Here is a 16,083-nt window from a genome sequence, read left to right as displayed (position 1 = left end):
CCCGGACACCCCTTTTATAATTTGTACCCATTAGTGATAGAAAATCGAATGATGCAAAATACGGATATCCAGCATACTACAATGTTGGCATTTGAATAATCCGATCACATAACCTGTCCAGCAAGTCTTGATCATGACTGATGATCAGCAGTCCCAGATTGCGCTGACGTGCGATGTTCATCACGCTATGCCAGATCTGTGCCTGGGTGATCGCATCCAGCATGGTGGTCATCTCATCGGCGATCACGTATCGAGTTGCCGAGCCGAGTGCGCGCGCTACGCAGAATCGTTGCAATTCGCCGCCTGACAACTCACCGGGCCTGCGATCCATCCAATTCGTTTGAATACCCAAGTCATCAAGCAATCCCTGATCCTCGATTGCCGCCTCCTTCAGCACACGACGCATGCGCCAGCGTGGATTCACGGCTTTCTCCGGATGCTGGAATACAAGCTGAACCGGACAGGCTCCGGTTTTGGGAAGCGGCTTCCCATCCAGCAGCACTTGACCTGCCAACGGTTCCACATAACCTGCAAGGATACGTCCCAGACTTGTTTTGCCACAACCACTAGGCCCCCACAAGCCAACGATTTCTCCCTGCTGTACTTCCATATTTAAATCCTGAAATACCCAGGTATCTTTGTGATAACGATACCCTGTCTTTTGAGCTTCAAGTGGCATGTATACACCTCACTTCCCCGCCACGGATTTCGCGCAGCTCAGGTCTGCCGTTGGTACATGCCATGGTTGCTCCAATGCAACGAGGTGCAAAAGAGCATCCTTCTGCCAGCTGTTGACCCGCTACAGGCTGTGTACCAGATAAGGGTTGGAAATCATTTTGCGGCAAAGCGTTCCAAAGAGCCTTCGTGTATGGATGTCTTAAACGTTCGCCCTTTCCCGTGAAATCACAAATCTGTGCCGTCTCTACATTGGAGCCTGCGTAAAATACGGATATGCGATCTGCTGCCGTCAAGGCAGTCGTAATATCATGGGTAATCCAAAGGATGCCAACGCCTTCATTCGCAAGTTGTCGAAATTGCTTCATCGTTTCAGCCAGCACTTCGGGATGGATGCCAGGTGTCGGCTCATCCGCAATAATCAGTTTCGGCTCACCCGAAGTTGCTGTAGCCATCAGCACGCGTCGGGCCATGCCACCTGACAATTGAAATGGATATTTCCCTGACGTGCCCTGAGGCAAGTGATAGCGCCCTGACAACTCCTGCTCTGCCCTTTGTATCACGGATCGGGGTGTCGATCGATGCTTTCGCCCTGACTTTTGGCTTACGGGTTGAATCTGCCTGCCTACCTTCAATAACGGGTCCAGATAACTGACCGATTGAGGAATGTACACCAGCTCATCGCCACGCAGATGAAGCTGCCGCTCCAAGGTTAAGGGTTCGCCCGCATAGCTGATCCGGCCCTCCAGCTTGGCATTGGCAGGAAGAATGCCCATGATCGCCTGTGCCAATACACTTTTACCAGATCCGCTCGCCCCGACGACCGCGACAATCTCACCTTCATTTACAGACAGATTCAGATCCTGAATAACATGGGTCTCCTCGTGCCCAAACCACCCCCGCGCGCGCCGGAATGAAACCGATACTCCCTCCACTTCCAGAAGAGCCATGTTAACCCACCTCCCTTGAACTGCCGGTACCCGTTAATGTCTTCAGACTACCACCCAGCACATCGAACGCACGAACGACCAACAACAATGCGAGTCCCGGGAAAAAGGCCAGCCACCACATGCCTGCGGACAAATATCTCATCGACTCGGACAAAATAATCCCGATCGCTGGCTGCTGCGGCGACAGCCCCAGCCCGAGGAACGTAATCGCTGCCTCATGCAGAATTGCATGGGGGAAGATTAACAGCACACCCACGAACAGCTGTGGGACCAGATGCGGCAGCATATGCTGCACCGCAATACGCATTCGGGATTGACCCAGCCTGCGTGAGATATGAATATACTCCGCTGATTTCAGCTGAATCATCTCTGCCCGTACAATCCGGGCCAGATTCGGCCAATGGGTGAGGGCAATTGCTAACGCCACCCCAGGCAAACCTCCACCGAATACAAAGGCGAGCATCACCAGCGATACCAGGTGTGGGACGCTCAGGAAGAGGTCAATAACCCATGAGATCACCCGATCCGCAGCTTTCCCAGAAGCAGCAGCCAGACCCAGCACCAGCGCAATCAAACCGCCGCCGCAAGCCGCAAGCAAACCTACCTGAATGCTCGTTGCCAATCCTTTTAATGTACGCATGAACATATCTCGTCCCAGCCAATCCGTACCGAAAGGATGTACCCAGGACGGAGCCAGATTCCGATCCATCAAGGAGGTCAGCGTCGATTCCCCGGGAAGCAGCCTGCCTGTCAGCCACACGATGGTGATCCAGATCACGCCCAGGCTGCCCCAGATAAGTGCCCATTTGCGCGGATTACGAAAACGAGGATTGCTGACGCCGGGATCGGGATATCCTTTTGCTCCTTGAGCATGTGGAAGTACTGATTCCCTCCCTCCTTTGTTGCTCCGCTTACCATTCGCAGACTTTACTTCTTGGTTCTGTGAAACTTGAGTGGCAGGCCGGGAGTGACGTTCCAACGTCTGCTTCATCCTATCGTCTCCTCCTTCATGCGCGGATCAATGAACCGGTACAGAATATCGGCCAGCATATTGCCTGTAAACACAAATATCGCACTGCACAGCACAAGCCCCAACAGCAGCGGCACGTCACCACGTAATCCCGCCTGAACCGTTGCCTGCCCCAGTCCGGGATAGGAAAACACCTGCTCCGCGAGCACGGCCCCACCGAACAATTCACTAAATGAAGCCAATTGCAGCGTCAAAGCTGGCAGCACCACATGCCTGAACCCATGACGACGAAACAGTTGAACACCTCGCTCACCTCGTGCCCTCGCAAAAAGGATATAGTCCGAGTCCAACACATCCACCAGCTTCTGCCGGGTATGCAAGGCGATGGCGGCGACGCCCGTCAGACTCAACGTCAGTGCAGGAAGAATCATGTGTATGGCCCGATCCCCCCATGTCACTTGATCTGCCGCCATGCCCGCAGGTACACCAAGTCCAACCGGAAGCCAGCCAAGCCATACACCGAAAACCATGAGCAATAACAGCGCAATCCAGAATACTGGCGTGGAAGCCAGTGTGTAGCAGTACCAACAGATCAGACGATCCAGCCGCGAATCTCTTCTCATGGCAGCAACAACACCCAGACCGAATCCAATCAGACCGGATAACATCCATGCCACCGCCATAAGAGTGACAGAATTCATGAATCGTTCCTGGATGATGTCTGCAACCGGCTGTCTATAGATCATCGAGGTTCCCAGATCACCCTGAATCAGCGCCTGCCCCCAAGTAAACAGTCGTTCTACGGGTGAATCATTGAGTCCCCAACGTTCTTCAATCAGAGTGCGCTGCTCTGCGCTCACCCTGATCATGTCTCCACCAATGTAGGCCTCCACCGGGTCCACTGGAGAGAATTGCATCAATATAAAAGACACCACGCTGACTCCTGCCAGCAAAGATACAAGCCGCAGCATTTTAAAGCCGACAAATCTGACCCATCCCACCCTGTCCTCCATCCAATCTCTCCCCAATTCAGGCTAAAGCTACCGCAGCGTTTCTATTTCGAATCTTCATCCCAGGACCACTCTTCCAGGTTGGATGTCACAGGCCACCCATGACCATGTGGATGGATCTGCTGTTCACCGATATTTAAACCATTCTTCACCAGATACAGATGATCAATGTTCACCAGCCATGCCCATGGCGCATCGCCCTGGTAACTGAATCCTGTTGATCCATCCCACTCAGCGTTCTGCCAGAAGGGCAATGCCTCTTCTTCCGTTGTCGCTTGGAGGGCCTGTTGCATCCAGTGGTCCACGGTTGAATTGCTGTACAATCCTGTGTTGTAGTAACCTTCCCCTTTGTGGGTACTGCTGTAGAGGTTGTATGTTTCAAGCGGATCGTGACTTCCCCAGCCAAATAATACAGCATTGGTATAGGCCAGCTTTTTTGTCTCTTCGCGGCTCTTGCCTTCCACATTGATCTTGATCCCAGCCTGAGCCACCATATCCGCAGCAGCCAGAGCCAGAGATTGTCTTGTTAAATCCCCTGCAAAATAAAGCAGATTGAACTCGGCCTTTGTGCCGTTCTTCTCGACAATTCCGTCACTGTCAGTATCCGTCCAGCCACCATCAGCCAGAATCTGCTTCGCTTCATCCAGATTCGCATCTGCAAATACAGAATCCGGATTGCTCCAAGGCAGATCATCACTGACCGAATAGGCTGGACGACCATGTCCCTCCAGCACCCCTTCGACCAAAGCAGTTCGGTCGATTGCCACATTCACCGCTTTGCGAATGGAGATGTCGGACGTAACGTCGTTACCTGCCGGCAGGCCGTCACCAGACTTAGCGCCTGCCGGTTGCATCGGGAACATGATGCCCCGGTTATCGACTGTTTTTACCGATTCCAGCTTCATGCCACTTACCTGCTGCTTGCTGAATGCCGCCGGGATGGCGGCAATATCGACGCTTCCTGCCTGTGCAGCTGCAATGGCTGCATCCTCATCGAGATAGAGAAACGTCAGTTTATGGAATGTGGACTTTTTCCCGTAATACTGCTCATTCGCCTCAACGATGGCCTGCTGCCCTTTATCCCACTGCACCAGCTTGTATGGACCCGACCCGACCGGATGCTCGGCATAATCAGGACCATAGGCGTGCTCAGGCACAATACCTAGCGTAGTCAGAAGACTGATAAACGTGGACTGCGGCGACTTTAATGTGAAGACGACCGTTGTCGCATCTGGGGCTTCCACATTAGCCATATTGGTCAAATCGATGACCGATCCGCTCTTGGCAGCCTTTTCAAACGTAAACCTGACATCTTCGGCCGTCAGTGGCTCGCCATCGGAGAACTTTACATCATCCCGGAGTGTAACGGTCCAGATCAGACCATCTTTACTGACGGTATGGTCTGTCGCCAGATCATTGACCAATTGAAGCTTCGCATCCCTTTTTAGCAAGGTACTCTGGAAAAGCGGCGAACCATACTGTCCCCAACCCGTAGTCGGATCGAATCCACCTTCCGGTTCCGTACCCACGGCCAACACCAATTCGTCTTTTGGGAGAGAAGCTGCCTGCTGGGCATTCTCTATTGTTGATGACTTCCCCTGTGTACATCCCGATAGCCCAACAGCACAACTAAGCAAAATGCCTAATCCTGCTCTAACTGATCGTTTCCCCCATGAAAATCCGCTCATCTACGCTGTTCCCCCTTTAATTTTTGCTGTTCAATCCAATTTCGTGTTACTTTTTCTGAAAATTGTAGCACAAAACAGTTTTATTGTGTCAACAAACTTAACTTTAAAATCCATTTATTTTCATTTAATGGGGATTTAAATGAGGTTATTAGAGAATCAATAGAGAACCCCTTATTTGAGGTGAGGTATTATAACAAACAAAAAAACAACAGATTATCGGTTCTGGACCAATGATCTGTTGTTCTAAATACGGGCTATGGACTAAGTGAACTAAGCGAAAGCCAATGGATTGGTTATTGAAATTTTGAAGTTAATCCGTTGAAGAATCAGGATGATGTCGATCATTATGGTCAATTTGACTATGATCATGATCATGATTGTGACTATGGTCATGATGGCTTGCCATTTTATTAAGCTCATCCACATACGTTACAGACAGCTCTGCATACAGCACTCCTTTTTGAACCTGGATTTGCTGATGCAGATGACGTAATCGTCCCAGGTTTCCCCGTACCGCAATAACCTCCAAACACTGATCATGGTTCAGGTGCACATGCATGTTTGAGATGATGTCATGGTGCGCCTCATGCTGCAGCTCCATCAACCGAATAGGGAGATCACTGATATGGTGGTCATACACCATCACAATAGTTCCCGCTACATCCTGCTCGGCATGCAATGCAGAAGGCTCCAGCAATGTTTTGCGGACCAAATCACGGAAAGCTTCCGAACGGTTTTTGTACCCCTGTTCTTCAATATAATGGTCAAACTGTTCGATCAGAGGTGTGGGAAATGCCACGCCGAACCGGGTCAAATCTTCTTTGTCTGCCATTCATATCCTCCTGCCGCCTCGTTTGCTTCGAGTGTACCACAGTCCTGTCTTCTCATCGACTATACTGTTGTTTTTCGGTAGTGGCAGAATGGATAATATAGTATAGTACAGTGCGGTGAGATAGGTTGTTTGTTATGATGTTTTTTATGGCGCTTTGATATGGTGTACTTTTATTTAGGTCTCTTGGTCAGTTCCTGACTGACTTTAGCATAGGTAGCACTTACTTTCTGTTCCAGTGTATAAATATGTTGTTTGGAGCCTGCCCATTTCTCTGCCGCTGCAGCCAATGCGTTCAACGAGCTTAATACACGTGAAGACTGGCCTAGCTTTGTACTCTGTTTGAACTGCTGTAACGCGTTTGAATATCGTTCTCTCGACAGGCTCGCCTGTTTTTTACCCGTTTGAATCTGCTTCTTCACCTGATCGGCTCCAGCCAGTAAAGTACGCAGCCGTTTCATTTCTGTACTTTTCCATTTGCGGGCTTCGGCAAGCTCCTTTTTCTTGAAACGAATGTCTTCTCGGGCAAGCTGAACAACAGGTTTCAATGTATCCGCTTGGGTACGAATAGCCGCACTCCACTCCTTGTTTTTGATCGCTTTGGCAGCGTCAAGCTGCCTGTTCACTGAGCTGTATAAGGCAAACAAAGGCTCATAGCGGGCTTCGGTTTGTTTTACCTTTTCGTTTAAACCTGTGATCTTTGCATCATCGATTTGCCTTATATTCACTCGTAATTGCTCCAGCTCTTTGGTATTGGCGGCATGAATGGTCTTTGTCTTTTGTTCCCAAGTTTGCTCCTGCGTCGTCCAGTTCCCAACGTTCTCGTACGCTCGTTGCAGGGATAACTTTGTCTGTGAATCTGCTTTGCTCAGAACGGTCTCCCACGCCTTCTGTGCGGTTACGCCAAGCTCAGGACCCGCCGCTTCAGCAGTGGAGGAATAATACATCACACTCATACTGAACATGATGATGAGTCCCAGGCTCATACGGGTCCATACGTTAGCCCGAAGGTTAGGTCGTGACCCGTATCGGTTGCTCATGAAGCTATGACTTCTCATGCTCCTCATACGGGATTGATTCATGATCTGTTGCTCCTCAGCATTCCTCTCATTAAAGCCGGATTGACTGGCTCGTTCTGAACATGAACTAAGACCTGATAGGTTATTTTCCTGGTCCATCCAAAATATTTCTGTATGCATTTTCTTCTGCTCCCTTCGATTGAATTGATAGATATAACCTGCTGAATGTGTCTGTGCGGTGATTCGATTTGATTGGATCACGATCCCTGATATCAAACTGGCAAAAACAAAAAAAAGCACCCGCAAGTCAGGCGAATTGCCTGCTCTTACGGGTGCTTCCCTCATAAGCCGTTCCATATGGGATTCGACGAAACAGTCACCAATTTCGAATCGAATCGTTCCTTTTTCTAATATATTCCATACGGTGTATCTGGTCAAGTCAGATAGAGAAATCAACATATTTACCGGGAGAACCCTTCCCGCTTAAAGATTGTCTTATTGTCCGACCAAGATGGCTTTCATCTCTTCTGTCAGGTCTTCTTCTTTCAGTATCATGTAGATGTTCTCCCCGCGGGTGACATTCAACTTGATCTGATAGAGGGTATCTTTATCTGTTATATATGCAGACCGTTGACGTTGAAGCAGATCGCTGATTATTTTTTTATTTTTAGTAGCGACCTGCTTGTTGCCATTCAAATTATCGTCAATATACTCTGATTGTGGATAAATCGTCTTCGGATTTCCTGGACTATCGATCTCCTGCTTCGCAAATTGCGCCGAAGCAATTTCGTCTGCTGGGACTTGAAGCTGATCATATAAATGGTTCTCTTTCAACCATGCCAGCACTCGTTCGAAGTTGGGTTTGATTTCAAAATTCCACATCTCCTTCGGCTGATTAGAATTAGAAGATGATGACGCCTGATTCATTTCCGCGTATGCAAAAGACTGCCATGGGGAGCGCTGTTCTTCATACGTCTGATCCAAAATATCCTTTTTCAACAATTCCTTGAATTCACGGACTTGTTCTGGATTGCTGATGTACACTTTTCGATAGGAGCTAATCGTGGAGCGAAGCCCGATACTCAGTGCGTCCTCTTCCAGCTTATAGGTATCATATGTGAATTTTTTATAATCCCGAGACTGCTTCAGCGCCATCAATTCCTGATGGAATTCAGCTTCCGGAATGTAGTACTTACGTTTCATTACCTTGCCGTTATTCAGCTTGTAGTTAATAAACACATACTCGTCATTACGCATACCTTGATTGAAGGAAGCATCCAGCAGAGGAAGGTCCGAATCCACGATCTTTTGGTGGAGGGCAAGGACAGCTTCCATATATTCTGCATCATTCGAATAGAATGGAGCATCATCCACCTTCTGTGATACACCATTAGTATAGGTGTACCTTTCCCCTCCAAGCTTGATACTGTTGACTTTATTCAGCTCAGGCACACGGGCCGCATATCCATTCCAATCAGCGACGGGTACATACAAAATCAATCCAGCCACGATACCATATAAAGCGAACTTGGGCAGCAGCTTGCTGCTCCAGATGAGCCACGTCTTGCGGATAATCATCTCGGCAACAATATAACCGACAATACCACCGAGGATATATCCGAAGATGCCCCACCCCGATGATCCCCTTGGAGCAATAATGGTGAAGTAGGCTCCGCCAATTAAAACCAGCGTAAACATTAAACCAAATCGGAATATGGGTTTAACAAGCGTAAACGTCACCGCTTGGGTAGCAGACTCCACCTGTCTCTTCGCATAGAATACGTAAGACAGCGGGATGAACAACAGTGTCAATAATGAATAAATAATAAGTTCCCAACCGATCACAGGAGCTCCACTAATTGAAGCCATGCGAAGGACTAAAGATATTTTTTCTGCATTACTTCCAACATCATCGTACGGATATCCAAGCAGGTAATGCTGAAGATGCAGGGATAAAATGAACCATACGACAACAGGCAACAACAAAAGCGCGTACACGGTGAGTCCCTGCAATACGGACTGTCCAATGCACATGCCTACCACCACAGCTAACATGAACATAAACAACGAGTAAATGCTCATACTGAGGCCCCACATCCAGATTGAACTACCTCCGAATATAAACGCGGGCTGATCCAAAACGCCCCATACCCAACCTGTAATGGCAGTTGTTATCCAGATCGGAAGCAGTATCATCATAAATCCTGTCAACAAATTAACGGTCAACAGATGCTTGCGACGCAGCGGCAAACTGTGGAACAGATCCGAAGGTGCACCGGATTGCACATACCGGAACAGAAAAATACCCGCAGCTACCGGAAGCGTAATGGCAAACAGAATCTGTACCTGACCATTCGCCTGAAACAAACTTGTTATTTTCTGAGGCACTTCCCGGTACTCCGTCGCGATATAAAGCGGTAGCGAAAACAACAACGTGATCAGGTACAAGATGCCGATCCACCCGTGCTGCCTGAAATTTTGGAACAGGATGCCCCGGTTACAGAACAATCGGTTGAATATCATATCCTGCATCCTCCATTTCATAGATAAATATTTCTTCCAGCGTCAGCGGCAGCACATCCAGCAGATACGGATCCAATGCACGGAATCGTTCCGTCACAGCCTCGCGATTGCCTTTCACAATAAACAGGGATACACTCCCCCGCTTCTCTTCATGCAAAATATTCACCTGTTCATCCATTGCCTTGGCATGATCTGGATGACGGAAAGCAACCTGAATTTTATGCGTATCCGCCTTCAGATCATCCAGATCTTTCTCTACGATAATCCGGCCTTTGTGCATGATGGCAACATGGTCGCACAGGTCTTCAATCTCACGCAAATTGTGGGACGAGATCAGAATCGTCACTTGACGCTCCGCTGCTTCCTGGAACAGCAGATTCTTGATCTGCTGCCGCATGACGGGATCAAGTCCATCGATCGGCTCATCCATAAGCAGCACTTCAGGCATACAGCTAAGTCCAAGCCATACGGCTGCCTGACGACGCATGCCTTTGGACATGCGATGCAGTTTTCTTTTGACATCTAGTTTAAATACACTGCTGAGCTGTACGAATCTCTCCTCATTCCAACGCGGATATACCGAACGATAGAAGGCCGCCATCTGATGGATGGACGATTGTGGGAAAAAGTATGGGGAATCGGCCATAAAAATGGTGCGGCCCTTGAGATCCATATTTTCATATATTTCTTGCCCATCCATGCGAACCGTGCCGCTGTCCTGTCGATAGATGCCTGCCATAATTTTGAGCAACGACGTCTTGCCTGCCCCATTGGAACCAAGCAAACCATAGATGGACCCCTTATGTACCTGCAACGTTACACCATCCACTGCCTTTTCCTGTTCAAACGCTTTGATGACCTGGTTCAGCTCAATCATTCGGCTCCCCCTTTTCTATGCGGGCCATCGCTTCCTCAAATAAAAGCGTCATATCGGCTTTGGTCAAACCGGAATACGAAGCTTCCGCAATCAGCTTCACCAGAGCCGCTCTAATTTCATCTCTCATGGCAGCATTCGGATGTTCCACGGACGATGATACGAAGCTCCCTTTTCCCTGTAATGAATAAATATAGCCTTCACGTTCAAGTTCCCGGTACGCTTTCTGAATCGTATTCGGATTAACAGTAAGCTGCCCGGACAGCGTGCGAACGGAAGGCAGCTGCTCATCGGGTTGGAGAACACCGTACACGATCATTTCTTTGATTTTGTCCACCAGCTGCTCATAGATCGCCTTACGGCTGCGTACATCCAATTCGAACATCCCGCACCTCCTCTCTATAAATGTTGTAATACCCTATTGAGAACGATGACTGTATATGAAGTGTATTGGTTCCAACATTAAGGTGTATTAACTGTACTACCATTATTAATACAGTTGATACAGATTGTCAACCCATTACTTTGACTTATCGTATTTTTCGCGTTAGGTTTATATATGATTGAAATGACATATATGCTAAAGAAATAAATCACTCTGAAATGAAAAGGATGCAATTTCTTGGTTCGGATTGGCGGATTAGTGTGGATTGAATAGGTTCGGATCGGGCTGGTTGTTATAGGTGGTTAACACACTTTTTGGGCTAAATACGTTCAAAGCTTGTTCAGCTCTTTACCCTTCCGTTATGATGGAGAAGAAATATGTGCTTGTTCATTTGCTCGCTTCGCTTGTTGTCTTTACCGTGGTCTTAGCGTCCGCTTTGTGCGTACATATTGAATATTTGTCGATTAGAATGAATGTCCAGTTCAGATAGACAGCATGATCTTGATGAGGGTATACAGCTTTGAATCTAACACTTCATAAGGGAGAATCCGGGATGAATGAACAGAAACAGAATGATTCTATAGAACACAATCGTTCAGCAACCACCAATATGGCAAGTCGCTTAGAAACAAAGTCGGCATCAGCATCTTCGATACAACGTGTATTAATCGTAACCGCCGTTGATGCGGAAAAAGAGGCCGTACTCCGCGGCCTGGGTGATCAGGCTGCGGCACGCTTTGATGTGATTGCAGCGGGCGTAGGCCCTGCCTCGGCTGCAGCCGGAACCGCTGCCGCGCTGGCATTTGCCTCAGCAGCGGCTGGCGCAAATGCGCTGGCGCAAGGCTCCGCCACGCCAAGCGAACCCGATGCGGCCCAGACATCTGCCGCATCCTCAAGGCCGGGGCCCCTGGCCGGAACCGGACTGACCCCAGCGTACACGCTGGTGGTCAGTGCCGGCATCGGCGGCGGGTTCCCCGGCCGGGCTGACGTCGGCTCTCTCGTGGTGGCCGACGCCATGGTTGCCGCCGATCTGGGCTCGCAGACGCCAGATGGCTTCCTCAGCGTGGACGAGCTCGGCTTCGGCTCGTCCCGTGTGGCGGCGGACGCGGCGCTTGCCGCACGCCTGCGCCATGAGCTGCAGCGGGCAGGGCTCGCTGTCAGCGGAGGCACGGCGGTCACCGTATCCACGGCGACCGGAACTGCCGAGACGGCCGCGGAGCTGCTGCGCCGCGTGCCGGATGCCGCCGCCGAAGGCATGGAAGGCTTCGGCGTGGCAACCGCAGCCAAGCAGTTCGGCGTGCCTGCACTCGAACTGCGGGCTATATCCAACGCGGTCGGTCCACGCGACCGCGACGCCTGGCGCATCAAGGACGCCCTAGATTCGCTCCAGGCTGCAAGTTCCATTTTACGGGAGGTACTTACATCATGAAAATTGCATTTTCCCCTTGTCCTAACGATACATTTATCTTTCACGCCTGGGTGCATGGACTGATTCCTGGTGCACCTGAGCTTGATATCCGTTATGCGGACATCGATATTACCAACGGCCTTGCGGCTAATCCGGATGGACCAGATACACCTGAAGTCATGAAAATATCCTATGCAGCACTGCCTTATGTGCTGAATGAATATGCGCTCTTGCCTGCGGGCGGCGCACTTGGCAGAGGATGTGGTCCGCTTGTGTTGACCGCAAACGGCACAACCGATCCGTCCTATCTCTCGGGACGCCGAGTTGCCGTACCAAGCGAACGTTCGACAGCCTACCTGCTGTTCCGTCTCTGGGCAGCACAAAATGTTCCCGGCGGCGTAGGCGAGATTGTCGTTATGCCATTCGACCAGATTATGCCTGCTGTCCGGGACGGCGAGATCGATGCAGGATTGGTTATCCATGAAGCACGCTTCACGTACCAGAACTATGATCTCAAACTTATGACAGATCTCGGTAACTGGTGGGAAAGTGACACAGGCCTGCCAATCCCGCTTGGAGCCATCATCGCCCGTCGTAACCTGGATGCGCACGCTCTTGCGGGTTGGGCACGTGCCTCGGTGGAATATGCTTGGGCGCATCCGGATGAGTCCAAAGACTACGTCATGGAACATGCACAAGAGATGGACCCGGATGTAACTGCGCAGCATATCGGCTTGTATGTTAACGAGTTCAGCGCCAACCTGGGCGATGACGGTTACGGTGCAATTACCGCGCTGCTTGGACGAGCGATGAAAGAAGGACTTGTTCCTGAGTTCGATCTGGATTTGTTGCGGATCTAATAAGCCCGGCATAAATACGATTCAGTTGGTTGGTTGGTTTTTTGATTTGTTCAATGCCCCCCAAGTGGCTGTACAGCCACTCAATGCCACTACCTATAACAAAAAGGGGTGTCCTGTAAGTCATGTTCATGACCATAGGACACCCCTTTTTAAGCTATTTCAACAATAAAACGAACCTCTACACCATGTTGTTCCAAACACTCCGCATGTTGAACTGACCACGCAGCATTCCAATGTAATTCATCGTTCTTCTTACACCTTACAACGATTCAAACTCTATCACTCCGCCACTACCGTACGAATCATAACCCGCAGAGCATCCAGCATCATGGGGATGGGCAATGACGGCACCGAAGGCTGAAGCACAGCCATCTCTGTTGAAGCCGGAAAATGTACAAATCCGGCACGAATCGGAAGCTGTTTCAATAGGATATGGTCCAGCACCCGATACATCGTATTGTTGCAAATATACGTGCCTGCCGTATTGGACACCGCAGCCGGGATGCCTGCTGTCCCCATGTTATTCACCATTGCACGAATCGGCAGCGTGGAGAATAGGCCGTCGGGGCTGCCTTCGATAATGAGCTCGTCCACGGGACGCTGGCCCTGATTGTCCGCATAAGAGCCAGGAGGAATGTCTTTCACATTGACCGCAATCCGTTCAGGTGTAACAGCCGTCCTGCCTTTAGCCAGACCACAGGCGATGACGACATCCGGTTGATAGGATTCCATCTCTGCGATTAGCAGATCTGCACATTCATTGAAGTGCACAGGCAGCAGTACTGTTTTCAACTCCGCTCCCTCCATCACTTCAAGTGCAAGTGCTTCCATCAGTTCTCCCGTCGGATTCACCGCGTCCCCGCCAAAAGGTTCAAATCCGGAGATCAGAATTTTCACCATCGCTTCACCACTCCTATCTATTTATTTCGGATTTGTAACGCAGGCCCCATTGCCCACGAATCGTGTCCATCAGCTTCATGATTTCCAGGGATTCATCCAGTGGGATCGTTCTGCTCTCCGTGCGTCCTTCCAGGATGCAGCGCCCTGCCTCCTCCGCTTCAAACGCATATCCAATACACGTCCGGTCATCGGTAAATTTCTCCGGTTCCTCCTGCCCGTTCACGTGAAGATAAGCTTCCTTGCCTGCCAAGAAGAGCGGTAAACGAATGTATCCTTCTGTGCCATATATGACCGCCTCGTTACTGAGGTTAAGCCGAATGGCCCCATTCAGCGATGCAGAACGACCTTCGGAATAAGACAACAGTACGGAGAATTGTTCATCCACACCCGTCTGTCCAATGTTCGCCGTACTCCACACATGCTGAGGCTGCTCGCCAAAAATCATGGACGCAAAGGAGATCGGATATACGCCTGCATCGAGCAAAGCACCTCCACCCAGATCCGGGTTAAGCAACCTGCCTTCCGGCTCCCAGCCTACACGGAAACCAAAGTCTGCTTTGACCAGACGTACCTCGCCGATTCTGCCTTCCGCAATCCATGCTCTGGCCTGAGTGATCGGCGGCAGAAAGCGTGTCCACATGCCTTCCATGAGAAAAAGCTTGCGCTCACGCGCCTTCTCCACCAATTGCTCCAGCTGACGGGCATTCATCGTAAACGGTTTCTCACAGAGTACCGCTTTGCCCGCTTCCAGACAGGCAAGCACATTTTCCTTATGTAACGGATGGGGAGTTGCCACATAAATAATATCCACTTCAGGGTCCTGCAGCATTTCATCATATGAACCGTAAGCGCGTGCAAAACCATATTCAGCTGCAAACTTCTCTGCGCTTTCGGCTGTTCGTGAACCTACCGCTGCTTTTACGGCGTTCCCGGCATGCTCCAAATCCCGCGCGAACTGAGATGCAATCCATCCTGTGCCCATAATGCCCCAATTTACTTTGTCCCGTCCAACAACTTTCGTCATCGTAAAGCCTCCCCTGATATCAAATATTTTAAAAAGATCACGATCTTGATTAGGCCAACACGGAGTCTTCTTTATTTTACCAAAAAGAACCGCTTGCGTCAGACCGGTTTCATCTCCCCCATTCCATGATCTACATTCAACAAACGAATTGAGATCCACTCTCATTTCAATTATTCCGTATTTTTGCTAAGATAATTGCAGATCACGGATGAAAGGACGACCCGACTTTGTCCACACTTTTAACCATTAATAAGCTAGTGAAACGTCTCGGTATAACCGAACAGCGTATTTTATTCGAAAAAGTGAACGCAGCAGTGGATCAGGGAGAGCGTATTGCGATACTCGGTGCATCCGGCCAGGGGAAAAGCACATTGCTTCGCATCCTCGCCCTACTGGATATTCCTGATGAAGGAGACCTGATCTGGAAAGGAATCTCTTACCGGGATTCGGACCCACGTACCTGGCGTATGCGCATGACTTATGTGGCACAACAGGCTGTTATGCTGGCAGGCAGTGTGGAAGATAACCTGAAAACGGTACACTTGCTTCACAAGCAGCCCTATGATCAGAACTTGGCCCAACGACTGCTTGCAGGGATGGGATTGGAGGATCTTGATATTCAAAAGCGGGCCAGCGACCTCTCCGGTGGGGAGAAACAGCGCATAGCCCTGATCCGTTCCATGATGCTGCGGCCCGAGGTGCTGCTGCTGGACGAAGTGACTGCCTCCTTGGACCGGACTAACGCCCGATTCGTGGAAGAACAATTGACCCGATGGAGCCAGCAGGAAGGCACTTCTCTTGTCTGGGTTACACATGATCAGGAACAGGCACAATCATTCAGTACAACCACCTGGTTCATGGGCAACCAGACCTTGCTTGAGCGTCAGCCAACAGCCCGTTTTTTTGACAATCCGTCCACCGAATTGGCCAGACAATTCATTATGCGTCCTGCCCCTGTGGCAGAATAA

The 16,083-nt window shown here is 49.9% G+C and carries 15 protein-coding genes; 3 read left to right on the top strand and 12 right to left on the bottom strand.

The features are described 5' to 3' along the window. Positions 1-76: 76 nt before the first annotated feature. The 10 genes from P5G61_RS03390 to P5G61_RS03345 all read right to left on the bottom strand — a co-directional run bounded on the left by P5G61_RS03390 (position 77) and on the right by P5G61_RS03345 (position 10,923). On the bottom strand, positions 77-679 hold the full coding sequence (locus P5G61_RS03390) for an ABC transporter ATP-binding protein (protein WP_301244496.1): 603 nt from the start codon (positions 677-679) through the stop codon (positions 77-79). After that, complete coding sequence (locus P5G61_RS03385; protein WP_301244494.1) at positions 669-1,625, bottom strand: ABC transporter ATP-binding protein; 957 nt, start codon at positions 1,623-1,625, stop codon at positions 669-671. Before P5G61_RS03385 ends, P5G61_RS03390 begins: the two co-directional genes overlap by 11 nt. A gap of 1 nt (position 1,626) precedes the next feature. Beyond that, on the bottom strand, positions 1,627-2,616 hold the full coding sequence (locus P5G61_RS03380; RefSeq protein WP_301244492.1) for an ABC transporter permease: 990 nt from the start codon (positions 2,614-2,616) through the stop codon (positions 1,627-1,629). After that, positions 2,613-3,608 carry an ABC transporter permease gene (locus P5G61_RS03375; RefSeq protein ID WP_301244490.1) on the bottom strand — a complete coding sequence of 332 codons (996 nt, stop codon included), beginning with the start codon at positions 3,606-3,608 and terminating at the stop codon, positions 2,613-2,615. The genes P5G61_RS03380 and P5G61_RS03375 overlap by 4 nt, the downstream gene beginning before the upstream one ends. A 41-nt stretch (positions 3,609-3,649) precedes the next feature. Then, positions 3,650-5,293, bottom strand: coding sequence for an ABC transporter substrate-binding protein (locus tag P5G61_RS03370; RefSeq protein WP_301244488.1), 1,644 nt, complete (start codon positions 5,291-5,293; stop codon positions 3,650-3,652). A gap of 310 nt (positions 5,294-5,603) precedes the next feature. Next, complete coding sequence (nikR, locus tag P5G61_RS03365) at positions 5,604-6,125, bottom strand: nickel-responsive transcriptional regulator NikR (RefSeq protein WP_301244486.1); 522 nt, start codon at positions 6,123-6,125, stop codon at positions 5,604-5,606. A gap of 170 nt (positions 6,126-6,295) precedes the next feature. Continuing rightward, a complete protein-coding gene (locus P5G61_RS03360; RefSeq protein WP_301244484.1) occupies positions 6,296-7,204 on the bottom strand; it encodes a hypothetical protein in 909 nt (302 codons plus the stop codon). 432 nt (positions 7,205-7,636) lie between these two features. Then, positions 7,637-9,664 (bottom strand): hypothetical protein, encoded by a 2,028-nt coding sequence (locus P5G61_RS03355; RefSeq protein ID WP_301244482.1) that lies wholly within the window; start codon positions 9,662-9,664, stop codon positions 7,637-7,639. Further along, positions 9,639-10,541: an ABC transporter ATP-binding protein gene (locus P5G61_RS03350; protein WP_301244480.1), complete on the bottom strand. Its 903-nt coding sequence runs from the start codon at positions 10,539-10,541 to the stop codon at positions 9,639-9,641. Before P5G61_RS03350 ends, P5G61_RS03355 begins: the two co-directional genes overlap by 26 nt. After that, on the bottom strand, positions 10,534-10,923 hold the full coding sequence (locus P5G61_RS03345; RefSeq protein ID WP_024633463.1) for a GntR family transcriptional regulator: 390 nt from the start codon (positions 10,921-10,923) through the stop codon (positions 10,534-10,536). Before P5G61_RS03345 ends, P5G61_RS03350 begins: the two co-directional genes overlap by 8 nt. A 610-nt stretch (positions 10,924-11,533) precedes the next feature. On the opposite strand from P5G61_RS03345, the gene P5G61_RS03340 reads away from it, so the two are divergent. Together P5G61_RS03340 and P5G61_RS03335 are read left to right on the top strand one after the other, a co-directional pair. Beyond that, positions 11,534-12,352 (top strand): futalosine hydrolase, encoded by an 819-nt coding sequence (locus tag P5G61_RS03340; protein ID WP_301245214.1) that lies wholly within the window; start codon positions 11,534-11,536, stop codon positions 12,350-12,352. Next, positions 12,349-13,191 (top strand): 1,4-dihydroxy-6-naphtoate synthase, encoded by an 843-nt coding sequence (locus P5G61_RS03335; RefSeq protein ID WP_301244478.1) that lies wholly within the window; start codon positions 12,349-12,351, stop codon positions 13,189-13,191. Before P5G61_RS03340 ends, P5G61_RS03335 begins: the two co-directional genes overlap by 4 nt. A 279-nt stretch (positions 13,192-13,470) precedes the next feature. Here the strand turns inward: P5G61_RS03335 and P5G61_RS03330 are convergent, their stop codons facing one another. Together P5G61_RS03330 and P5G61_RS03325 are read right to left on the bottom strand one after the other, a co-directional pair. Further along, on the bottom strand, positions 13,471-14,091 hold the full coding sequence (locus P5G61_RS03330) for a pyroglutamyl-peptidase I (protein ID WP_301244476.1): 621 nt from the start codon (positions 14,089-14,091) through the stop codon (positions 13,471-13,473). A gap of 13 nt (positions 14,092-14,104) precedes the next feature. Then, complete coding sequence (locus tag P5G61_RS03325) at positions 14,105-15,115, bottom strand: Gfo/Idh/MocA family protein (RefSeq protein ID WP_301244474.1); 1,011 nt, start codon at positions 15,113-15,115, stop codon at positions 14,105-14,107. Positions 15,116-15,342: 227 nt separating this feature from the next. On the opposite strand from P5G61_RS03325, the gene P5G61_RS03320 reads away from it, so the two are divergent. Continuing rightward, the gene (locus P5G61_RS03320; protein ID WP_301244472.1) at positions 15,343-16,083 is read left to right on the top strand and encodes an ABC transporter ATP-binding protein; all 741 of its coding nucleotides are present in this window, start codon (positions 15,343-15,345) and stop codon (positions 16,081-16,083) included.

Origin of the sequence: Paenibacillus vandeheii, from assembly GCF_030433635.1 — a bacterium.
Classification (GTDB): domain Bacteria; phylum Bacillota; class Bacilli; order Paenibacillales; family Paenibacillaceae; genus Paenibacillus; species Paenibacillus vandeheii.
The sequence above is the reverse complement of the archived record's forward strand: the minus strand, read 5'-3'. Positions and strand labels throughout refer to the sequence as shown.